The organism is Lysinibacillus sp. 10T31, from assembly GCF_056394365.1.
Genome location: NZ_JBFTHS010000056.1, coordinates 1 through 21,039, shown reverse-complemented (window position 1 = coordinate 21,039; position 21,039 = coordinate 1). Strand labels below are relative to the sequence as shown.

The 21,039-nt window shown below is 36.7% G+C and carries 24 protein-coding genes and 1 other annotated feature; of the genes, 16 read left to right on the top strand and 8 right to left on the bottom strand.

Features of this window, described 5'->3' with window-relative positions:
- Window position 1 precedes the first annotated feature (1 nt).
- Window positions 2–316 carry a hypothetical protein gene (locus tag AC1DCY_RS23100; protein ID WP_477353873.1) on the top strand — a complete coding sequence of 105 codons (315 nt, stop codon included), beginning with the start codon at window positions 2–4 and terminating at the stop codon, window positions 314–316.
- Here AC1DCY_RS23100 and AC1DCY_RS23095 read toward each other — a convergent pair.
- A complete protein-coding gene (locus AC1DCY_RS23095) occupies window positions 299–910 on the bottom strand; it encodes a LysE family translocator (RefSeq protein WP_477353871.1) in 612 nt (203 codons plus the stop codon). The two genes, AC1DCY_RS23100 and AC1DCY_RS23095, sit on opposite strands and share 18 nt — an antisense overlap.
- A gap of 202 nt (window positions 911–1,112) precedes the next feature.
- Here AC1DCY_RS23095 and AC1DCY_RS23090 point away from each other — a divergent pair, with 202 nt between their 5' ends.
- Window positions 1,113–1,541 (top strand): SRPBCC family protein, encoded by a 429-nt coding sequence (locus tag AC1DCY_RS23090; protein WP_477353856.1) that lies wholly within the window; start codon window positions 1,113–1,115, stop codon window positions 1,539–1,541.
- Entirely contained in the window at window positions 1,538–1,858 is a 321-nt protein-coding gene (locus tag AC1DCY_RS23085) for an ArsR/SmtB family transcription factor (RefSeq protein WP_415731643.1), read from the top strand. The genes AC1DCY_RS23090 and AC1DCY_RS23085 overlap by 4 nt, the downstream gene beginning before the upstream one ends.
- Before the next feature lie 40 nt (window positions 1,859–1,898).
- Here the strand turns inward: AC1DCY_RS23085 and AC1DCY_RS23080 are convergent, their stop codons facing one another.
- Window positions 1,899–2,678, bottom strand: coding sequence for a YqhG family protein (locus AC1DCY_RS23080; RefSeq protein ID WP_477353854.1), 780 nt, complete (start codon window positions 2,676–2,678; stop codon window positions 1,899–1,901).
- A 17-nt stretch (window positions 2,679–2,695) separates the two neighbouring features.
- The gene (locus AC1DCY_RS23075) at window positions 2,696–4,210 is read right to left on the bottom strand and encodes a DEAD/DEAH box helicase (protein WP_477353852.1); all 1,515 of its coding nucleotides are present in this window, start codon (window positions 4,208–4,210) and stop codon (window positions 2,696–2,698) included.
- Window positions 4,211–4,625: 415 nt separating this feature from the next.
- Between AC1DCY_RS23075 and AC1DCY_RS23070 the strand changes: the two genes are divergently transcribed.
- The 5 genes from AC1DCY_RS23070 (at window position 4,626) to AC1DCY_RS23050 (ending at window position 8,877) form a co-directional block, all read left to right on the top strand.
- Window positions 4,626–5,450 (top strand): methyl-accepting chemotaxis protein, encoded by an 825-nt coding sequence (locus AC1DCY_RS23070; RefSeq protein ID WP_477353850.1) that lies wholly within the window; start codon window positions 4,626–4,628, stop codon window positions 5,448–5,450.
- A 183-nt stretch (window positions 5,451–5,633) separates the two neighbouring features.
- A complete protein-coding gene (locus AC1DCY_RS23065; protein ID WP_477353848.1) occupies window positions 5,634–6,233 on the top strand; it encodes a dienelactone hydrolase family protein in 600 nt (199 codons plus the stop codon).
- Entirely contained in the window at window positions 6,220–7,176 is a 957-nt protein-coding gene (locus tag AC1DCY_RS23060; RefSeq protein WP_477353846.1) for a LytTR family transcriptional regulator DNA-binding domain-containing protein, read from the top strand. The genes AC1DCY_RS23065 and AC1DCY_RS23060 overlap by 14 nt, the downstream gene beginning before the upstream one ends.
- Before the next feature lie 148 nt (window positions 7,177–7,324).
- Window positions 7,325–8,173, top strand: coding sequence for an ABC transporter ATP-binding protein (locus AC1DCY_RS23055; RefSeq protein ID WP_477353844.1), 849 nt, complete (start codon window positions 7,325–7,327; stop codon window positions 8,171–8,173).
- On the top strand, window positions 8,170–8,877 hold the full coding sequence (locus AC1DCY_RS23050) for an ABC transporter permease (protein ID WP_477353842.1): 708 nt from the start codon (window positions 8,170–8,172) through the stop codon (window positions 8,875–8,877). The genes AC1DCY_RS23055 and AC1DCY_RS23050 overlap by 4 nt, the downstream gene beginning before the upstream one ends.
- 31 nt (window positions 8,878–8,908) lie before the next feature.
- Here AC1DCY_RS23050 and AC1DCY_RS23045 read toward each other — a convergent pair whose 3' ends face one another.
- A complete protein-coding gene (locus tag AC1DCY_RS23045) occupies window positions 8,909–9,487 on the bottom strand; it encodes a GNAT family N-acetyltransferase (protein ID WP_477353840.1) in 579 nt (192 codons plus the stop codon).
- 94 nt (window positions 9,488–9,581) lie between these two features.
- Here AC1DCY_RS23045 and pdxR point away from each other — a divergent pair, with 94 nt between their 5' ends.
- A complete protein-coding gene (gene pdxR / locus AC1DCY_RS23040; RefSeq protein ID WP_477353838.1) occupies window positions 9,582–10,949 on the top strand; it encodes a MocR-like pyridoxine biosynthesis transcription factor PdxR in 1,368 nt (455 codons plus the stop codon).
- Window positions 10,950–11,065: 116 nt separating this feature from the next.
- Here the strand turns inward: pdxR and AC1DCY_RS23035 are convergent, their stop codons facing one another.
- Complete coding sequence (locus AC1DCY_RS23035; protein WP_477353836.1) at window positions 11,066–12,034, bottom strand: quinone oxidoreductase family protein; 969 nt, start codon at window positions 12,032–12,034, stop codon at window positions 11,066–11,068.
- A 64-nt stretch (window positions 12,035–12,098) separates the two neighbouring features.
- Here AC1DCY_RS23035 and AC1DCY_RS23030 point away from each other — a divergent pair, with 64 nt between their 5' ends.
- Entirely contained in the window at window positions 12,099–12,716 is a 618-nt protein-coding gene (locus AC1DCY_RS23030) for a hypothetical protein (RefSeq protein ID WP_477353834.1), read from the top strand.
- A 156-nt stretch (window positions 12,717–12,872) separates the two neighbouring features.
- On the opposite strand, the gene AC1DCY_RS23025 is transcribed toward AC1DCY_RS23030, so the two are convergent.
- The 3 genes from AC1DCY_RS23025 to AC1DCY_RS23015 all read right to left on the bottom strand — a co-directional run bounded on the left by AC1DCY_RS23025 (window position 12,873) and on the right by AC1DCY_RS23015 (window position 16,491).
- Entirely contained in the window at window positions 12,873–14,096 is a 1,224-nt protein-coding gene (locus AC1DCY_RS23025; protein WP_477353832.1) for a dicarboxylate/amino acid:cation symporter, read from the bottom strand.
- A 344-nt stretch (window positions 14,097–14,440) separates the two neighbouring features.
- The gene (locus AC1DCY_RS23020; protein WP_477353830.1) at window positions 14,441–15,418 is read right to left on the bottom strand and encodes an ornithine cyclodeaminase family protein; all 978 of its coding nucleotides are present in this window, start codon (window positions 15,416–15,418) and stop codon (window positions 14,441–14,443) included.
- 71 nt (window positions 15,419–15,489) lie between these two features.
- Entirely contained in the window at window positions 15,490–16,491 is a 1,002-nt protein-coding gene (locus tag AC1DCY_RS23015) for a proline racemase family protein (protein ID WP_477353828.1), read from the bottom strand.
- Between the two features lie 479 nt (window positions 16,492–16,970).
- Here AC1DCY_RS23015 and AC1DCY_RS23010 point away from each other — a divergent pair, with 479 nt between their 5' ends.
- The 6 genes from AC1DCY_RS23010 to AC1DCY_RS22985 all read left to right on the top strand — a co-directional run bounded on the left by AC1DCY_RS23010 (window position 16,971) and on the right by AC1DCY_RS22985 (window position 20,762).
- On the top strand, window positions 16,971–17,519 hold the full coding sequence (locus tag AC1DCY_RS23010) for a helix-turn-helix domain-containing protein (protein ID WP_477353826.1): 549 nt from the start codon (window positions 16,971–16,973) through the stop codon (window positions 17,517–17,519).
- 294 nt (window positions 17,520–17,813) lie between these two features.
- Window positions 17,814–18,078, top strand: a binding site (T-box leader).
- Window positions 18,079–18,145: 67 nt separating this feature from the next.
- A complete protein-coding gene (locus AC1DCY_RS23005; RefSeq protein WP_477353824.1) occupies window positions 18,146–19,393 on the top strand; it encodes an MFS transporter in 1,248 nt (415 codons plus the stop codon).
- A gap of 105 nt (window positions 19,394–19,498) precedes the next feature.
- Entirely contained in the window at window positions 19,499–19,957 is a 459-nt protein-coding gene (locus AC1DCY_RS23000) for a hypothetical protein (protein WP_477353822.1), read from the top strand.
- Window positions 19,958–20,053: 96 nt separating this feature from the next.
- Window positions 20,054–20,329, top strand: a complete 276-nt coding sequence (locus AC1DCY_RS22995) for a hypothetical protein (RefSeq protein WP_477353820.1) — start codon at window positions 20,054–20,056, stop codon at window positions 20,327–20,329.
- Between the two features lie 2 nt (window positions 20,330–20,331).
- Window positions 20,332–20,535, top strand: a complete 204-nt coding sequence (locus tag AC1DCY_RS22990; RefSeq protein ID WP_477353818.1) for a hypothetical protein — start codon at window positions 20,332–20,334, stop codon at window positions 20,533–20,535.
- An 80-nt stretch (window positions 20,536–20,615) separates the two neighbouring features.
- The gene (locus AC1DCY_RS22985; protein WP_477353816.1) at window positions 20,616–20,762 is read left to right on the top strand and encodes a hypothetical protein; all 147 of its coding nucleotides are present in this window, start codon (window positions 20,616–20,618) and stop codon (window positions 20,760–20,762) included.
- Window positions 20,763–21,039: the final 277 nt, after the last annotated feature.

Sequence of the window (21,039 nt, the reverse complement as noted above, 5' to 3'; positions counted from 1 at the left end):
AATCAAAGAATATTATTATACAACCACTTTCGAAAGTCGAATCGCCGATGGAGTGTGCGAAACTCATATTTTTAACTACTGGACTAAAGAAAATAGATTCTTGTTATTTTCAGCCCTTTTTTTACAATGGCTAGTGGCTTCTCTATTGCAACTTATAAAAAAAGTGCATCGGTTGATTAAATACAAGCATGTTTTGACCAATCTTTTTTCAAAACATGCTCTTTCTGCTTGTTCATTTATCAATGTTATTAGAATTAATTTAATCAAACTTTATTTTAAAACAAAAAAGATTTTAATCTTAGTGGGCCTTCTCTAATGCCAATTTAATGCCAAAGCCAATTAACACTGTACCTGTCAATCCTTCGATGACAGCCTTTGTCGTTGGCTTTTTCATAAATGCGCTAATTTTATCCAACAAGTAAACATAGAACACAAACCAAAATCCAGTTAATGCAGTATAAATAAGCCCCATTATAAGAAACGGTATAAATGTACCGCTTTTGCCATCTACAAACTGAGGTAAAAATGTTAGAAAAAATACAGCTACCTTTGGGTTTGTAACGTTCGTTAAGAAGCCTTGTTTAAAGCATGATTGCTCTGAATATTTGTGATCAATTTGGGTTTCGTCTTGTACAACTGGAGGCTGTGTACGTATTGCTCGTAATGCCCATAAGGTTTTAACACCTAAATAGCATAAATAGACCGCGCCGACGTATTTTAAAATGGTAAATACATATGCTGACTTTACAATAATCGCGGAAAGTCCAATAACCGCCGCAAAAGTATGGATCAATAATCCACAGCACGAACCGAGTAAAGTCTGTAAGCCTCCCTTTCTGCTTACGGTAAGTGTATTCTTTGTTGCGATCGCCGTATCAGGGCCAGGCAAAATAATTAATAATATGCACATTAATAAAAAGACAGATATGTTCACCACTTTAATGACCTCCCCTAAGTCAGAAAATTATAAAAATAATTTTATCATAAGTATGGCTACACAAAAAGATATGGTGAAAATTTATCCAATGATATTATTATTGACATATAACCTTAAGGTGTTATATATTCATAACACCTTAAGGTTATATTTTATGTGAAGGAGTTCATTTTAAATGACTGAAAAACTAGAGAATATTGTTAAAACAGTTACACTCAATGCACCGATTGAAAAAGTATGGGAAACAGTAACGGACGCTGAAAAGATTGCTTCTTGGCTTATGCCGAATGATTTTAAGCCAGTTGAAGGTCATGAATTTACAATACAATCACCGTTTGGTCCTTCACCATGTCGCGTAGAACAAGTAGATGCTCCACATTTTGTTCGTTTTGCATGGGATACAGATGGATGGTTTGTCACTTTTGAACTGAAAGAAATTGGTGGGCAAACTGAATTCACGTTAACACATGGTGGTTGGAAAGAAGCTTCACATATCATTCCTAAAGCCAACATGCCTGCTGAAGCTATTCGAAAAATTATGGATGGCGGCTGGATAATGATTGTCGACCAAAAATTAAAAGCGGCGGTTGAGGAATCACAATGACACAGCTTGCTGTAAAGTATGATGTTTTTCAAGCAATCGCTGATCCAACAAGACGTCATGTCCTACAGCTACTTGCCTCAAGTGATAAACCGATCTCACTGATTTCCGAGAATTTTTCTATAAGCCGAACAGCTGTCGTAAAGCATTTAAAAATTTTAGAACAAGCTGAACTAGTGTCTGCTCAGAAAAAGGGACGAGAAAAAATTTACACATTACATGCCGAAAAACTAAAAGAAATTGAAGACTGGCTACAATACTTTGATTTATTTTGGGATAATAAACTGGCACAATTACAAAGTATTTTTGAAGAAAATTAAATGTAAAGGAGCTGTCCCTACTATTAGGACAGCTCCTCGTTTAATAAAGATAAAATAATCCACCATTAATAATTTCTATTTTAATTTTTGTATCGTATTGTTCCTCTAATGCCTTCATTTCAATGTCATAGCATTCCGGCTTATCTTCTTCTTCCTCATAAAAATAATCAAGTACTCGCTGATCATGCTGCCATCGTTTTTTTGCTTCAGTAGCCCATGAATGGTCATCACGTTCAATCATCTTTTCAATAGTAGCATGTAATCTTTCGAGTGCTCTAAGAGGCTTAATGATATATTGTACATGAAAAGCATTGTCTGCCGGAACAGTGTCAAATTCAGATGTACATATCGTCTCTTGAAATTCCTCTTTTATGATCCCAGTTAGCAAGTTTATGCCAAATGAATAAAGTGTTTCTTTCGTTCGATCGCAGCAATACGACACTTTAAAATTAACACCAAGCCAAGGAGTTAGGATAACTTGCCCTATTTCATTATCCACCTTTTCAAAAAGCTGAACATAAGCTCCTAGCTCCCTTGTTGCTTGAAAAAGCTGGTTCATTCTCGGAGAACCAAAATGAATAGCTTCGCCATAAAGGCCCCCAGCTGATGTTGTTTGATTTGTAATGAAAGTTACTTGAGCTGGATTTGCCTCACTGTTTGTAGCTTCGACGTATTGCCAATAAAAAGGTCGATTCATTATTCTTTTATCGATATCAACGGTTAATTGTACAGTAAGATAATGATGGTCTTCTCCTAATATAGGGCAATCATTTTCATTAAAAAATTGGCGTAAATAACTATGAACTTGCTGTGGATACATGGTCCTTCTCCCTCACACTATACAGATTCTTTAAAGTTAGATAGAATCGCATCTAAATCGCCTACTACCTTTTCGAACACATCAATTTTCGTATGAAGTAATGCTAATATGTTCTCTTCAATCGTATTGGCAATAGCCAGATTATAAATATGAACATCATGCTCTTGCCCTAATCGATGTACACGCCCAATTCGTTGCTCTAGCTTCATAGGGTTCCAGGGCAAATCATAGTTAATGACATGATGGCAAAATTGAAGGTTAATCCCCTCGCCACCTGCCTCTGTCGCGATTAGAACTTGTGCCCTTTCCTTAAAAAGATGCTTCATATAATCACGTTTACTTTTATTATATTTACCGTTGAACAGGACACTCGTTATACCGTTAGAATGTAAATACCATTGCAAGTAAATTTGAGTAGCTCTATACTCTGTAAAAATAATCACTTTATCCTTAGCCTGTTCGACTATTTCAAGCGTCTTTTTTGCCTTTGAATTTACTTCTAAGGCCATTAATTTTGCTAGTATTTCTTCAATTTCTTGTGGTTGCGCATTTTCTTCAAGCATTTTAGTTAATGTTAAACCTGTTGCTTCCTTGCTACTACACATTTCCTTCTGCAATGTAATCATTGAAAATGAGGCTGTATTTTGAAGCATTCCGAGCAGTTGATAAACTTCCTCTTCTTCCTTCGTAAATTGGATCGGAATAATTTGAACACGGCGATTTGTCCATTCAATACCCGTGTCCTCTCTCCTATTCCTCACCATCACCTGATTCACTAATTCTTTTAAATAATCATCATGCTCTAAATCATGCTTACTTGCCGAGAATGCAGATTGAAATGTATCATAATTGCCAAGATGACCAGGCTTAAGTAAAGAAATAAGATAAAATAATTCAAAGACATCGTTTTGAATCGGTGTAGCCGTTAATAATAAACAAAACTTTTTCTTTAAGCTTTGTACGAATTCATAAATTTGTGTTTTATGATTTTTTAGTTTATGCGCCTCGTCGATAATTATCATGTCGTAATCCTGCTCATAAATACGCTCTTTGTGAGGACTTTTCTTTGCCGTATCCATACTCATAATAAGGACATCATGGCGCTCAATCTGAACATTTTTTTTATAAGCCACTGCCGGAATGTGGAACTTTATATTTAATTCTTCAACCCACTGATTAATAAGAGATGCTGGAGCTAATATCAAAGCTTTTTTCACGAGTCCTCGAATTAAGTATTCCTTTAAAACTAAACCTGCTTCAATTGTTTTACCAAGACCTACTTCATCAGCTAAAATCGCTTTACCGTTCATACGTTGAATGACTGTCTCAGCTGCTTCTAACTGGTGCTTAAGCGGTTTTAAATTTGGTAAATACTTTGTCGCCTGTAAACCTGTGAAATCAGGAATTAACTTCATTTTCACAATTTCATAATTCATCTTGTACAATGTCCAGCTATCCCATTTTTCAAGTTCATTCAGTTTATTGATAAAGCCTTCTTCCCATTCGGACGACCTTTCTATTTTCATGATCATCACCTCATGCTATTATTTCTAGTTTAGGTTGTCCAAAAAAGAGAAAGCTATGTTAAGGTTTTGCGAAAGAATCACTAAAAAGTAAACTATGCTCCGGCAATGTGATAAACTTTCTCTTTTTTAAATATGGCAAAGAAAAAAATCCATACTACCTAATACCTTATTATTTTCTGCAAAGTTTTATGGCATATACACCATGATTACCGCGCATGCAAAATTCGTAACTATACAAATCCAATCCCTGTTTAAAAATTAAATATAGGATTTCGCAAATTTAAAAGGATAATGGTATTAAGATAGTCTTTTTATTCTCTTCCGTTTTTCATACAATTAAAGAAGTATTACTATAGCGTTTTTCAGAAGAGCAAGATTATGCCCCAATTTAACAGGGCTTACATATACCGAGGAGGTTACTATGAATATTCTGGAAGCATTATCAATGTCAATGCCTTACATTCATTTAGCTATGAAGGGCGAGGCCATGATTGGATTAGTAGATAAAGAGAGTGAGAGTATTATTGCATATTTACCTGGGAAACGGATAGATTCTGGTTATAAAATTGGACAAAAAATTCTCCCAGGTGATGTAATTTTACATCTCCCACTTAAAGGCAAAAGTACTGATGCACCTGTACCAAAAGAGGTTTATGGTGTGGATTTTAACGGATTTTCTTTTCCCGTTCGTGAAAATGGGCACATTGTAGGTGCGCTAGCATTTGGATTACCTATTGATCATTCTCTCCAAATGGAGAAATATATTGTTACTATGAATGATATTATCCAAAACCTACAGGATAAAGTACATACAATTGCCTCTCATTCAGAAGAGCTAGCTGCAACTAGTGAGGAAATTAATAAACAGACACAATTTGCTTTAGAGGATGCTGAAAAAACAAATGGTATTACCGATTTAATAAAAAGTATTTCTCGTCAAACCAATCTACTTGGCTTAAATGCATCGATTGAGGCAGCACGAGCAGGCCAGCATGGTGCCGGATTTAATATAGTCGCACAAGAAGTTCGTAAGCTTTCTACTGAAACAACTACTGCTACTGATAACATTGAATCTTCACTTCGAAGCATCAATCATAATCTTGAAAGTTTACAGCAAAACATGACTCAAATAAATGGTGCCACAAATGAACAGGCTCAACTTGTTCAGGACTTTAGTGAAATTATTGATGAGCTTAATACGCTTAGTATGGAAATGAAGGGTTTTATGTCTAAAGTAATGAAATAAAGGCATATATCAACAAAAAAATCCGCCTCGCTTTCTGTGGTCAAATCCAGATCCACATAAGTCTGCGCGGATTTTTTAATTTTGGGCTTTTGAATTAATTATCGAAACAATGAAATCAATCACAAAATATACGATATGATTACTTTTTAGTACACTATTGAAAAAAGCAAAAATGAGGTCAACATGAAAAGGAAAATATTCATTCTACATGAGATTTATGGCGTCAATGATTTTATAAAAATGCAAGCTGAAGCATACAGTAACGGCAACACTACTGTTGAGTGCAGTTCTTTATATTTAGACAATAGAATATTTCCATATGAACAAGAGCAGCAAGCCTATGAGTATTTCATAAATGAAGTTGGCTTTGATGCTCCCCTGGAAAGACTAACTGAAAAAATATTGGAAGCTAGTGCACATTATGATGAAGTGCTGTTAATCGGATTTAGTGTAGGTGCAACATTAGCTTGGAGACTATCAGAGCTTCCACTACAAGGAGTCGTTTGCGTTTATGGTTCACGCATTCGCCAATACCTAGATGTAAACCCCTCTTGTCCGACACTTGTTATTTTACCAAGTCATGAGAAAAGCTTTAATGTCCATGAATTAAAAGAAACACTCGATACATTTCCAGCTGTTCACACGAGACAATACTTAGGTCAGCATGGTTTTATGGACTCCAATAATCCAAACTATAATTATGGAAGTTATTTACAATCACAGGCTGAAATCTCGCAATTTTTCGATATTAAACAAGGAGGACTAAGTAATGAACCAAATTGAAAGCATAATTATTGACCCTTATATAGAAGGAGGAAATGTAATTTATCCAAACTTTCACCTATCTATGCAGCCTGGTATTATTATCGGCATCTATACGGATGTGTCAAAAATACATACATTATCACAATGGTTTTCGAAGCAAAGTAATACGTATACACATTTTCGTGAAAACGCCTTGTATGAGCGACTGACAGTTCGAGAATATATCAATTTTTGCTTAAAGCTTTTCAATGCTTCTTCTGAAAAGATGGAGGATTTATTAAAATTATTCGCTTTAACGGAGAAAAAAAGCATTAAAATCAGCAAGCTTTCGAATGGAGAAAAGCAACGTTTAAAATTGATTCATACATATCTCGATCCGGCACAGATACATGTTTTAGAAGAGCCATTCCAAAACCTAGATGAGTTTTCCAAGCAAAACGTCATTCAGTTATTGGATGCCCTTCAACAACAAAATAAAACAGTCATTTTATTATCTAACAATCTTGAGGATTTAATTATTTCGAGTACAGAAGTACATAGACTAGATACAATGGGCATACATGCATTAGATGTTAAAGAGGATGATACAGAAACGGCTTCCCCCTCTCAAGAAAACGTACCGATTCGACTTGATAAAATCCCTACAAAGAAAAATGATAAGATCATTTTATTTAATCCCCCTGAAATTGATTTTATCGAAAGTGTTGAGGGTGTTGTTTCACTATATGTTGCAGGTGAGGCCTATCCATGTACATTATCATTAAATGATCTTGAGCAAAAATTGACACCGTTCGGCTTCTTTAGAAGTCATCGCTCATATATCGTTAACTTACAAAAAGTACGGGAAATCATTACGTGGACTCGCAATAGCTACAGCCTAGCCTTAAATAGCAACGAAAAGACCGTAGTACCTTTGTCGAAAAATAAGCTCGCAGATTTAAAGGAAATACTCGGAATTTAGTAGATTTCCCAGGAAATAAACGACTCCTGTCAGCTGAAATATTTCTCCGCTAATAGTCATTTTACTGCCTTTCACCTGTAATTTAATGTTGTTATCTTCATTGTCCCTTATAGTTGAGACATCAACAACAACACAGGGAGGTTTTCAAATGAACGCAGTAATCGATGTTCAGCATTTGAAAAAAACATTTAATAAGGAAGTAGCATTACAGGATGTTTCCTTTACCATTCAAAAAGGAGAAATATTCGGCTTTCTTGGACCTAGCGGCTCCGGAAAAACTACTACTATTAAAATATTAACAGCACAAACTGAAAAAACTGCTGGCGACGTTTTATTGTTTGGCCGTCCGGCAAATGAGATGAAGCAAAGTTACAATCGTAAACGCTTCGGTATTTTAACAGATAATAGCGGACTATATACGCGACTTTCAATCGAGGAAAATTTATTACTATACAGTAACTTATATCAATTACCTAAATCAGCCGTAAAAGAGGCGTTGGATTTTGTTAACTTATACGGTGATCGTAAAAAGAAAATTAGTCAACTTTCTAAAGGAATGATGCAACGTGTTACGCTTGCACGTGCCATCATGCATAAACCAGAATTATTATTTTTAGATGAACCAACTTCTGCACTCGATCCTGTTAATACCCAGCACATTTATAATGGCTTGCGTAAATTAAACGAGATGGGTACGACAATATTTTTAACAACACATGATATGAGTGAAGCCGAAATACTTTGTGATCGTGTAGCCTTCTTACATAAAGGTAAAATCCGAGCAATTGGTGCGCCAAAGGATTTGAAAAAAGAGTTCGGTGATGAATCTATTACAGTTGAATTAAAAAATGGTGCTTGTGAAGTTATTCAAACTGGAGAACAAGATGCTGAAAAACTGTTTCATTGGATGCAATCTAACGAAGTTTCTCGTATATATATGAACGAGCCAACACTAGGGAATATTTTTATGCAAATAACAGGGAGTGATTTAGTATGAACATTTCAATGACACGTATTCAGGCTATTTTAATAAAGGATTATAAGGAATTTTCACGTAACTATGCGGTATCTCTTATGGTACTTATGCCACTTTTTTTAGCATTTTTATATAGTAAATCGGGCTCAGCTACTATCGCAACCTATTTCCTTTCAATTAATATAGCATTTTCTATGGTAACTACCTATGTACAATGCTGTCTAATTGCTGAAGAGAAAGAAAAAAATACACTTCGTAGTCTCATGCTTTCCCCTGCTTCACTTGGTGATATTTTAATTGGTAAAAGCTTGTTTGTCTTTATCATTACAATGGTAATTGTAGCATTGATTATTTTCATTGTTGGCTATAGCCCAGCTAATCTTTTCATCTTAGCTATTGCTTTAATACTTTCGACTGTGTTCTATATTGCAATAGGAACATTATGTGGATTATTCGCTAAAACGGTTATGGAAGGATCTCTTATCATATTACCTGTTATCCTTATTTTCTCATTCGGCCCTCTTGCACTAGCTTTATCTTCTGCTAGTCCGATTTTAAAGATTGCTGAATGGTTACCAAGCTCTCAATTAGTACTATTAGCTGAAGCTTTAGAAGGATCCTACACAACAATGGATGTCATTATTCCAATGGCTTCAATCATTGTTTGGTCACTAGCAACTTGGATTGCTGCTGGATTTATTTATAAAAAAAGAATGGTCGACTAATGACCATTCTTTTTTTAGTATAATAATTTCTTTATCCCAATAGTAACTGCTGCAAACGTCTTTTTACATGTGACCATTCTTGTAGAGTAATGCTGTACATCACAGTATGGCGTGTTGTTCCGTCCTTACGCACCATATGATTACGTAGGACTCCCTCCTTCGTTGCTCCTAGACGCTCAATTGCCCTTTGTGAACGCACATTTTCATGATCTGTTTTAATTTGAACACGCTGTAGATTTAATACCTCAAAGCAGTATTGTAATAATAAATATTTGCAATTCGTATTAATGGCTGTACGCCAAAAAGCAGGTGAGATCCATGTAGTACCTATTTCAAGCCGTTTATGCGTTTCATCAATATCCATAAACCGAGTCGAGCCGATGATTTGTCCGGATTTTTTATCCACAATTACAAATGGGAACTCTGTTTTTTCACGTTTTGTTTCTAATGCCTTGTCCACAAAGTTATTCACATCGCCCATTTTTTCTATAGTTGTGGACATATGTGACCAAATCTCTGGATAACTTGCAGCCTCTAATAAACCTTGCATATCCTCATGTTCTAACGGCTTAAGTAATACAACCTCATTTTCTAATGCTACAAAATTCATTTTCTTCACTCCTTTTTTAATATTTAACGATAATCCTGATATGATAGATAGAACCAATTTTCAAAAAACACACCATACCAGGAGGTGCAACATTTTGGAATTATCGATCTCATTTACGGAAGATTCATCGAAGTACGTGCAAATTTACGAAGAAATAAAACAAGCCATTTTAAGAAAGAAACTGATGGCCCATGAGCAATTGCCTTCTAAACGCACACTTGCTAAAACGCTTGACGTTAGTGTCCATACAATTAAGGAAGCTTATGAGCAATTACTAGCTGAAGGCTATATCTATAGTAAAGAACGCTCCGGCTATTTTATAGCGCCCTTTGAATTTGAATGGGGACAGCAGCAAAAACATCACATATCCACAGCTAAACCATTAACTACATATACTATAAAATTTGATTTTAATAACGGGCATGTGGATAAGGAGGCTTTTCCATTTTCCAGCTGGCATAAGTTGTTGAAAAAGCACTTCAATGTGGATAATTTAACGACGAGTCCTTGGCCAGGAGAAGCTATATTGCGGACGGAAATCGCTCGTTATGTTGAACGCTCCAGAGGCGTTACTTGTGAGGCATCGCAGGTGTTTGTTTATAGTGGTACACAAAATCAACTTCAAGCTCTCTGTCACTTTTTTGGCCAAAAAGCACATGTCGGTTTAGAGGAGCCTGGCTTTAAAAGAGTACGTGCAACATTGCAACAATGTGGATTAACGACTCATGCTATTCCTGTTGATAACTTAGGGGTATCCATACCGAAAGAATCCATCCACATGTTATACACAACACCCGCACACCAGTTTCCGCTTGGGATGGTCATGCCGGTTGAACGCCGTGCAGAACTTCTGCAATGGGCTACTTCTGAGAAGGCATATATTATTGAAGATGACTATGATTCAGAATTTCGTTATAAGGGGCTCCCTATCCCCTCTTTAGCAAAAATGGATCAGTTGCAACGTGTTATTTATTTCGGAACGTTTTCAAAAACACTTATCCCATCTCTGCGTATTAGTTATATGATTTTGCCTAAATCGTTAGTCGAAGAATTTATGCTATTTAATCAGGAGCAAAAATCTGTTGTCTCTAAAATAGATCAGCTTGTGTTAGCCGATTTTATTGCTCAAGGTTTTTTCGATAAGCATTTAGCAAAAATGCGCACTATATATCGTAAAAAACACCAAACTCTACTAGCAGCGATTAACGCAAATTTTTCTAATGAATTCGAAGTTATTGGCGAAAAATCTGGACTACATATTGTTATGAAGTTATCCAAAAGGCTTACTGAACAGGAGGCAATCAGACTGGCCGAGGAGGTGGGAATCAAAGTCTATCCATGTTCAACCTCCTATCAGCATGGCTCTAAACACGCTAAGGTCATTATGGGCTATGGTGGGCTAACCCTTGAGCAAATCAATGAAGGCATCGTGTCACTGGCTACTGTTTGGCAATCATCCTGAAAAGCTTTTTATAAATCAAAAAATGATGACTCCGATAGTACATATCAGAGTCATCATTTTGGATGCGTTGTTTGTGTAATAGTATTACTCATGTATCTATACCAGGCTTGATTATTTTATATTTGAATTAAAATCTTCCCTTGATGCTGGCGACTTTCCATTAAATCATGTGCTTTCTGCATGTCTTCTAATTTAAAGGTCTTAGCAATTGGTACTTGGAAACTTTCATCCTTCAATAATGCAAACATCTCCTGTGCAACTTGTTGTAGCATTTCTGGCTTGGAAGCTCGAGTCGTTCCTAAGCTAAAGCCTTTCACATTACGGCAGCTACTATGTAAATCAGATGTTTTTATATTTCCAGCTTTACCACCACTATTCCCGAATTGCACTAGCGTTCCATACGGGGCTAAACAGTTAAAGCTCTCTTCCGTAATATTCCCAGCAATTGAGTCAAAAACAATATTAACCCCATGACCATCTGTATATTCATTGACTTGAGCACTAAAATCATCGTATGTCAGTACATGATGGGCACCTAATTCATAGGCAATTGTCGCTTTTTTCATATCGCTAACCGTACCAATAATCTTCTTGGCGCCTAGCTTTTTCGCCATTTGAATCAGCATTGTCCCTGCCCCACCAGATGCAGCATGAATTAATACGCTATCATCTTTACTAATTGGAGCGATTTGATGTGTCAAAAGATAGGATAGAAACAAAACCGTTGGCACCGCGGCCGCCTTTTCCAAAGGGACATCATTCGGAACTTTAAAGACGAGCTGCTCTTTTGCCACCACATATTCTGCATAGGCTCCGTTTTTCGGGAATGCAATAACTTGGTCTCCCCTTTTAAAATTACTGTTCCCCTCACAAACCTCTTCAACTACACCAGCTACATCTAAACCGAGTATCATTGGGAAATTTGCTTTTGCTTTATTACCTGTTCTATTTTTAATATCAGCAAAATTCACACTCGTGTATGATGTACGTATTAATACTTCCCCCGCTGAAATAGTAGGCTTTGGACATTCCACGTACTTTAAAACATCAGAAGTACCAAACTCATTAATAATCACAGCCTTCATAAATTTCCCCCTCCTTGTTATAGTAAGATTATAAAATAAAAAAGGAATAAATGGGGGTATTTCCATGAAAATCAAATTAGTAAAAGAACAATACAATGGGATCTCATACAATTACTTTGATAGCACTAGTGATAAGGTGTGCTTTATGTTCTCTGGCACAGGCTATACGTATGAAAAACCACTTCTTTATTATTCCACTGAGCTGATGCTAGAGCTTGGCTATGATGTAGTACAAGTATGCTATGCATTTGATCCACAGCAATTTAAGCAGGAACCAGAAGCTATTTCAGCAATGGTTTATAGTGCCTCGAATCCTATTGTAGAATATGTTTTAAGCAAAAAATCTTATACGGAAGCTGTATACATTGGAAAATCACTCGGAACATTACCTATCACAGATTTTTATATGCAGCAGTCTTCACCTGTTTCTTCTCGTTACGTACTTTTAACACCGCTCCTGGGACTTGAACATGTTATGAAAAATTTGCTTGGTAAGCAGGCATTTCTAGCAATCGGTACAGCTGACCCTCATTACTCAAAAGAAAGTTTAGAACAACTTTCTTCATATGAGCTAGCTATTGTAGAAAATGCTGACCATTCTCTTGAAATAACAAATCATACAGTTGAGTCAGTCATCATTTGTCAGTCACTATTAACAGAGCTTAAAGCTTATCTTCAATAAGAATGTCGGAACCTTTTCAGGATTTATCGGTATAATTTCTGAATTTATCGGAACATTTTCATCGTTTATCGGAATGTTTTTGAAATTTATCGGAACACTTTTTAGAGGCGATAAAAAATACAGCTTGAGCCCATTAATATAAGGCTCAAGCCACTTTTAGACTTTTTGAAACTCCCCATTTGAGTATTCAGGGTTTCTCTGATGAACAATCTGTGTTCCTGCTATATCACCAGTAACATTGACAACGGTATTACCCATATCTACAATTGGAGAAACAGCCGCAATGATTGGTATTATCGTAAGCGGAAGGCCCATTGTAGAAAGTAATAGTGATGCAGTAACGACATCCGCCCCTTTCACTCCCGCGCACCCCATTGCAAGAACAACTCCTAAAAAAGCAATTTGTAAAATCATACTAAATGTAATAGGAAGACCGTATAGATTTGCTGCGAACACAGATAGAACACCTAATGTTGATGCTAATCCATTCATATTAAGTGTGGCGCCAAGTGGAAGCGTAAAACCATATATATTTTCTGGTATTTTAAGCCCATCTCTTGAAACGTCCATCGCTGCGGGAAGTGTTGCACTACTTGATGTTGTACTACAAGCTACTAACATAGCCGGACTTATTTGCTTGTAAAAGAATAATGGACTGGTTTTCCCCAATACTTTTAACATAATCGGATATACAACTAAGAGAATAATAGAAAAACCGATAAAAGCTGATAATACATATCGACCAACTTCGATTACTACCCCCAACCCAAGTGTACCGATAACGTTTGCGATTAATGCCATAATTCCATAAGGGGCAAAATTAATAACAATTTCAGCAATTTTAATCATTAAATTTGCGCCTTCATGAGCTAATTCCTTCATTCTCTTCACTTTGTCTCCAAGAAGAACCATTGCAATTCCGACAAAAATACCAAAGATTATAATTTGAAGCATATTTGTCTCTGACATTGCTTGAACAACGTTTGACGGAAACCATTGAACAATATTATCAAGAAAACTAAATTCCTCTCGCTCGATGGTTTCTGTGTTACCAAGAAGTCCTATCTCTCCTTTACCAGGCCTAATCAACAGGGCAGTAACAACACCAATAATTGTCGATAACAAAGTGGTAAATATATAAATAAACATTATTTTACCACCAATAGACCGTAACATTTTAATATCTTCAAGCTTAGTAATACCTGATACAATACTGAAAAAGGCCAGTGGAACGATGAGCATTTGTAACAAACGAATAAAAACGTCCCCGATAGGTTTTAAAATGGCAACTTTAGGTCCGAAGGTAACACCTAACACAACCCCAATTAATACACCGATGAAAATCTTTACATATAGCTTTTGCTTCCTCCACCATTTCATGCAAACACCTCCTTATTCTCCAACCGCCGAAGTCTAAAAATTCAGTCAATTATATTCACAATATTTGATTATCTGTATTAATCCTCATTATTTTTAAGTGTCACTTAAATTTTTGCGTAAAAAAACAATCCATTACCATAATAAAGGATGCCATTTTTGTTAAAACGTATACCATACATACGTTGAACTGGAGTGAAGACTGAGCACCCCCAGGAAAGCGCCCAGTTGGAACGGAAATCAACCCCACGTTATAATAATGAGCCAAAAATGGACTCAATTGAAATATTTCAAAATCTTGATAGTTCCATATCAACTTAGTTATTTAAATGACACTTAACTATAACTTAAAGGTTTATACTAGTTCCCATCTTATTTTTAATAGCTTTTTCGTAAAAATATTTTGCAACGACAATGTCTACAATTGCTAATCCTACAGATTTAAATAGAGTAATTTCTTCAGAACTTTCTCTTCCTTTTAATTTTCCGGCTACAATTTGTCCGAGCTCTCCAAAGATATCGTCTGAATTAAAGACTCCTTCATTTATTGGAATTATTATGTCACCAGTCTCTTCTGTGGCTGCTTCTATGGATTCAACTACTACTTTTTGAGCTGAAGAAAGAGCATGAGATGGTAATTCTTGCATTGTAGGTCTGAATGAACCAACCGAATTCACATGAACACCAGGCTTTAACGATTCAGAAAAAACCGGTGTGGAAGAATTGGTTGTCGTAACAATAATGTCAGCTTTAAGTACCGCTTCATTCGGATCTGAATAGACTTGTACATGCTTATCGAATTTATTTCTAACGTACTTAGCAAACTCATGGGCTTTTTGTTCCGTTCTATTATAAAGAAGAATTTCTTCAATATTTCGCACAGCTAATATAGCTTCAACTAGACCTTTTGCTTGTTCTCCTGTGCCGATAATGCATAACTTTTTTGAATCTTCACGGGATAAATATTTCGTTGCCACACCTGATAAAGCACCCGTTCTAATCATTGTTAAATAAGAACCTTCTAGAAGTGCAATTGGTTCCCCAGTTTTGAAGTCTGATAGCATTACCACTCCAGTTATCGTTTTCTTACCTAATTCTTTATTATTAGGAGCTACTGTTACTACCTTTAATCCAACACTACTAAGTTCTTCAGCTACAGAAGGCATAATCAATGCTGTATTTTGGTCGTTATTAAAAGGCAGAGCGGCGCGGATTGGTGTAATAGTTCTATTTGCCGAAAATTCCCTCAATGCAACAGCCACGCATTCAATAATCTCATTCATATCTACTAAACTTTTTTGTTCATCAGCACTTATAACTAACATAATTCTCCACCTTTTTTCTAACTTTATTTTAATTTTAGAATACTAAATTGGATGCACAATCAGCAGCAAATTCACTTCAATAAAAACCCTCTATTAAGGGGATCATCCGGACTAATCACAAATTGATGGAAACCTGTGATAAAGGCATTCCCAGTAACTTTTGGAATAACAGCTTTAAATTCATCAACTGTCGCCAATGAAAGTACTTCACCAACAAATTGTCCATCCGTTATACTTTCATGAATAAAACTCCCCCCCTCCTTTAGTACGCCACGTTCGTATAAAGTAGCTGCTCTTGCAGCAGTACCCGAACCACATGGGGATCGATCAACCTGTTTGTCAGCAAAGATTGTGACATTTCGCAAATCAGCATTTCTGTCTTTTGGATTATCCGAGAAAATCACACCATAAATCCCTGTTATATCTTCATATGGATGTCTTACTTCAATCTGACTTTCGATATAATGTTTAATTTTGTCACCCGATACTTGCAAATCCCATAAATCTTTGTTGTTCACTTTTAGGCCAACTCTCTCACTATCAACCACGGCATAAAAAGCACCGCCGTATGAAATATCTACTTCAAATTCGTGAGCATCAATTTTAATCGGAAAATCTTTTCTATAGACAAAAGAAGGAACATTTTCAAAGGAAACAGACTCTACTTTAGTTCCGCTACACTTTGCATACGCCGTTACAGGCCCACAAGGACAATCAATGATAAGTTTATCGTTTTCATCTTTTACCTCAATCATGCCTGTTTCAATAGCCATCGTCACCACCGCAATAACGCCATGGCCACACATTGTACTCCAACCTTCATTGTGCATAAACAACACACCTATGTCTGCACCTTTGGTCGCTGGTGGAGTAATAATGCAACCATACATGCCATCATGACCTCTTGGCTCATACATTAGTACTTCTCGAATATGATCCAAATGTTCCATACAATAAGCACGTCTTTCTAGCTGCGTTTCTCCTTTAATTTCTGGTAAACCTCCAGTAATTACCCGCAATGGTTCTCCTGACACATGAAGATCAATCGTAGTAAACATTTTTTTGAATTCCATAATTCTTCCCTCCAATATAATTGGTAAACTTGTAAATCACCTAAGCTTCAATTTAATTCTAAAATTTAAATATCACTTAAATTTTTATTCAAAAAAATTTATTTATTTCCGTTTTGATTGAGCACTTTTTCAATCATCTTGTACTAAATTTTGGTGATAAATCTATTAAAAGACCAAACCAAAATTTAAATGTCACTTAAATTTTTATTTAAAAAAATATGAACCTTTATAAATCACAATAAAAATTGAGCAATGTAAAGAGTTTACATATATTATACATCTCATTTCTGAAAATTCAATGTTTTTTGAATATTTTTCACTTTGAGCTCGTTTGAATTCGAGACTTTTCATCCCTCATTTTCAAATGTCCATTCACCTTTATCTCAAAAACTACAAAACCCAAAGTCTTCCACAACTTTACAAGAACTTAAGTATTTTATATACTTTATCACAATAAAACTATATTTGAGGTAGATAAAATGGATAAAGATATAGGAATTTTAATAAAAAGACTTCGCAAGTCAAAAAAAATGACATTGAAGGAAGTCTCTGAAAAAACAGATTTATCTATAAGCTTTTTATCTCAATTAGAACGATCTCTTTGTTCCGTTACATTACACTCCTTGCGCAAAATATCTGAAGCTCTCGATGTTAGTCCTAGTTATTTCTTTCCTGATTCAATACAAATGGACAAAGATATGATTAGACGTGGGGCTTTTAGACAATCGGAACATAAATCATCGTTTATTTACTCGGACCTTTCTGGAGATGTTTCAAATCCTATATTTGTTCCAATTTTAGTAACCTTATTGCCTGGGGACAAACGAGAAACTCCTTTTTCTCATGAAGGACAGGAATTTATTTATGTCACCGATGGAATCTTGACTATCATTCTCGATAATACAGAATATGATCTTTTTCCTGGAGATAGTATTCATATGAATTCAACTATACCCCACAACTGGTTTAATAAAACAGATAAACCTACAAATTTTATATTTGTTTCTTCAACTTCCATCAAAGTCTAAAATAATACCATAAATTCTCTACCTGACGCATAGCTTCATATCCGTGTAAATCTATGCCCCCATAGATAATTTTGGATAAATTATTATTTTAGCAAAACTTAATAGATAGCAAGAGTCCATTATTCACCTCTTTTTAAGAAACAAGCCGTAACCTTTTATATTGAAATGAAAGGTTACTGGCTTTTTTGTCCTTTTGATTTTTAGCTTATATGTTTTCAAATATATCCCCTTTGTTTATCTAAATATTCATAAAAGCAACACTTTACTAAAAATACAAACATATGCTACACTATCGAAAATACATTGAAGAGAAGAGTAAATAAGGCTGTTCTTCCCAGAGAGCTCGGGTTGCTGAAAACGAGTAAGAACGAATTATTGAAACAAGTCTCGGAGTAGCGCATTGGATTTCTGTTTGAATGATGGTGCGACGGGAACTCCCGTTACAGAGTAACAGTATAAGCATAAGTGTTTATGCCGTACTGAAAAGGCTATTATGGCGACATAATAGTGAACTAGGGTGGCACCACGTGAGTATAAATTCCACAATCTCGTCCCTAAGACAAATCGTCTTGGGGGTGGGATTTTTCTGTTTTAGTTACTTGTCATAACTACTAGGAGGGATTTATATGAGCATGAATAAATTATTAGAGGCGTGGCGTTATCCGGCAATATTATTGTTTAGTATTGGTGTGTCCAGCGTTGGAAGCTGGATATATTTTATAGCTTTAAATCTTATTGTCTTAAACCTTACAGGGTCAGCTATAGCTGTGTCCGGATTGTATATCGTTAGAGCGTCATCTACACTTTTTGCAAATTTTTGGTCAGGTAGTTTGATAGATCGTTTAAATAAAAAATATCTCATGATTGTTCTCAATCTTTTCGAATCTTTACTACTTGTCATACTACCTTTCTTCTCTACGTTGACTTGGATATATTTCATGGTCTTTGTTATCACAATGGCTAGTTCTATGTATCATCCGACTTCCATGACTTACATTACGAAATTAATACCCACTGAACAAAGAAAACGTTTTAACGCCCTTCGAAGCTTACTTGATTCTGGCGCATTCGTAACCGGGCCAGCCATTGCAGGACTGCTGTTTACGATCGGAACGCCTAATATGGCAATTTACTTGAATGCCATTGCTCTATTTTTATCTGCCTGTATTACATTAAGTATGCCTAATGTTGAAGCCAATCAACAACTGACTAATAAGGTAGATGGAAAATTCTCCTACAAGATATTGTTGGATGATTGGAAGCTCGTTATTAGATTTAGCCTTAAAAATCCCTATATTATGATGATCTATTTATTATTCAGTGCGATGATTGTCATGATGACAGCGACAGATTCTTTAGAAGCTGCCTTTGCTACCCAAGTACTTTCATTATCTGAAGGTGAATACGGTGTTTTAGTGAGCATAGCAGGTGCTGGAATATTAGTTGGTTCTTTAATGAATACAGCCATCGTTGAAAAAGTGCCGACTGCTTGGTTAATAGGAATGGGTTCGTTAATAACGGCATTAGGCTATTTAACTTTCACATCCTCTTACACATTTCTTATCGCTTCTTTAGGATGCTTTATTTTGTCCTTTGCAATGGCCTTTGCCAATACCGGTTTCCATACTTTTTATCAAAGCAATATTCCTGTCGATAGCATGGGGAGAATAGTAAGTATTTACGGTATTGTAGAAGCCTTGCTCATTATTATCATCACTGCCTCCTTTGGAGTTGCAGCTGAAATTATATCTATTCGATATGTTGTTGTCTCTGCCGCCATTATTATGTTTGTAGTAGCAACGATACTGCTAATTTTTAATGTTCAACCTTCAAAGGCCAGATTTTATAGAAGTACTTCTGAACTCCATGACTAGAAGAGATTTCGATGCTATCGCTTCGCTTTCGGAAACAATAGCGGTATAAAAATAGTAGCACCTCCTATTAAAGAGGTGCTACTTAAAATGTTGGGATAAGGCATAATGGTATTTTACTGTTGTTTCTATAGCTTTGTTTGTCACTTTGGCTCTTCTTTCCGTCGCTCTGTCGGGGCTATCCACGATTTGGGCTGTTCTATCCACGATTTTGATGGTTCTATCCACGATTTTGGCCGCTCTATCCACGATTTTGATGATTCTATCCACGATTTTGGCCGCTCTATCCACGACTTTGATGATTCTATCCGTCACTCCGGCTCTTCTTTCCGTCGCTCTGGCTCTTCTTTCCGTCACTCGGGGCTATCCACGATTTTGATGGTTCTATCCACGATTTGGGCTGTTCTATCCACGATTTTGATGGTTCTATCCACGATTTTGATGGTTCTATCCATGATTTTGGCCGCTCTATCCACGACTTTGATGATTCTATCCACGATTTTGGCCGCTCTATCCACTACTTTGATGGTTCTATCCACGATTTCGGCCGCTCTATCACGACTTTGATGATTCTATCCGTCACTCTGGCTCTTCTTTCCGTCGCTCTAGCTCTTCTTTCCGTCGCTCCGACTCTTCTTTCCGTCACTCGGGGCTATCCACGATTTGGGCTGTTCTATCCACAACTTTGATGGTTCTATCCACGATTTTGGCCGCTCTATCCACGACTTTGATGGTTCTATCCACGATTTCGGCCGCTCTATCCACGATTTGGGCTGTTCTATCCACGATTTTGGCCGCTCTATCCACGATTTTGATGATTCTATCCACGATTTTGGCCGCTCTATCCACGACTTTGATGGTTCTATCCACGATTTCGGCCGCTCTATCCACGACTTTGATGATTCTATCCGTCGCTCTGATTTCTTTCCGTCGCTCTAGCTTTGCTATCCGTCGCTCTGACTCTTCTTTCCGTCGCTCTGATTTCTTTCCGTCGCCTCGGCTCTGCTTTCCGTCGCTTTGGCTCTTCTTTCCGTCGCCTTGGCTCTTCTTTCCGTCGCCTTGGCTCTTCTTTCCGTCGATCTGACTCTGCTTTCCGTCGATCTGACTCTGCTTTCCGTCGCTCCGAGTTCTTTCCGTCGCTCTAGCTCTGCTATCCGTCGCCCTGGCTCTTCTTTCCGTCACTCCGGCTCTTCTTTCCGTCGCCCTGACTCTTCTTTCCGTCGCTTTGGCTCTTCTTTCCGTCGCTCTGATTTCTTTCCGTCGCTCTAGCTCTGCTTTCCGTCGCTCTGACTCTTCTTTCCGTCGCCCTGGCTCTTCTTTCCGTCGCCCTGGCTCTGCTTTCCGTCGATCCGAGTTCCTTCCGTCGCCCTAGCTCTGCTTTCCGTCGCCYTGGCTCTTCTTTCCCTCGCCCTAGCTCTGCTTTCCGTCACTCTGACTCTCCCATCCAATTTAACGGCTGAAATGTCGAGCATTCACTTCACCTTGTATGTAAAACAAAAAAAGAGGCTGGGACAAAACCCATCTCTAAACTAAAAAGCCGGTGAAATTTTACGATCAGTAAAATTTCACCGGCTTTAAATTTTTTTTATAAAAAAATAAGGACCACTTCTGATAAAATTAAGTCACCACAACAAAATTATACAGAAAGA

Coding starts and splice junctions, on each gene's coding strand:
- AC1DCY_RS23095 (WP_477353871.1), bottom strand. CDS start 910: ATGTGCATATTATTAATTATTTTGCCTGGCCCTGATACGGCGATCGCA.
- AC1DCY_RS23090 (WP_477353856.1), top strand. CDS start 1,113: ATGACTGAAAAACTAGAGAATATTGTTAAAACAGTTACACTCAATGCA.
- AC1DCY_RS23085 (WP_415731643.1), top strand. CDS start 1,538: ATGACACAGCTTGCTGTAAAGTATGATGTTTTTCAAGCAATCGCTGAT.
- AC1DCY_RS23080 (WP_477353854.1), bottom strand. CDS start 2,678: ATGTATCCACAGCAAGTTCATAGTTATTTACGCCAATTTTTTAATGAA.
- AC1DCY_RS23075 (WP_477353852.1), bottom strand. CDS start 4,210: ATGATCATGAAAATAGAAAGGTCGTCCGAATGGGAAGAAGGCTTTATC.
- AC1DCY_RS23070 (WP_477353850.1), top strand. CDS start 4,626: ATGAATATTCTGGAAGCATTATCAATGTCAATGCCTTACATTCATTTA.
- AC1DCY_RS23065 (WP_477353848.1), top strand. CDS start 5,634: ATGAAAAGGAAAATATTCATTCTACATGAGATTTATGGCGTCAATGAT.
- AC1DCY_RS23060 (WP_477353846.1), top strand. CDS start 6,220: ATGAACCAAATTGAAAGCATAATTATTGACCCTTATATAGAAGGAGGA.
- AC1DCY_RS23055 (WP_477353844.1), top strand. CDS start 7,325: ATGAACGCAGTAATCGATGTTCAGCATTTGAAAAAAACATTTAATAAG.
- AC1DCY_RS23050 (WP_477353842.1), top strand. CDS start 8,170: ATGAACATTTCAATGACACGTATTCAGGCTATTTTAATAAAGGATTAT.
- AC1DCY_RS23045 (WP_477353840.1), bottom strand. CDS start 9,487: ATGAATTTTGTAGCATTAGAAAATGAGGTTGTATTACTTAAGCCGTTA.
- AC1DCY_RS23035 (WP_477353836.1), bottom strand. CDS start 12,034: ATGAAGGCTGTGATTATTAATGAGTTTGGTACTTCTGATGTTTTAAAG.
- AC1DCY_RS23030 (WP_477353834.1), top strand. CDS start 12,099: ATGAAAATCAAATTAGTAAAAGAACAATACAATGGGATCTCATACAAT.
- AC1DCY_RS23025 (WP_477353832.1), bottom strand. CDS start 14,096: ATGAAATGGTGGAGGAAGCAAAAGCTATATGTAAAGATTTTCATCGGT.
- AC1DCY_RS23020 (WP_477353830.1), bottom strand. CDS start 15,418: ATGTTAGTTATAAGTGCTGATGAACAAAAAAGTTTAGTAGATATGAAT.
- AC1DCY_RS23015 (WP_477353828.1), bottom strand. CDS start 16,491: ATGGAATTCAAAAAAATGTTTACTACGATTGATCTTCATGTGTCAGGA.
- AC1DCY_RS23010 (WP_477353826.1), top strand. CDS start 16,971: ATGGATAAAGATATAGGAATTTTAATAAAAAGACTTCGCAAGTCAAAA.
- AC1DCY_RS23005 (WP_477353824.1), top strand. CDS start 18,146: ATGAGCATGAATAAATTATTAGAGGCGTGGCGTTATCCGGCAATATTA.
- AC1DCY_RS23000 (WP_477353822.1), top strand. CDS start 19,499: ATGGTATTTTACTGTTGTTTCTATAGCTTTGTTTGTCACTTTGGCTCT.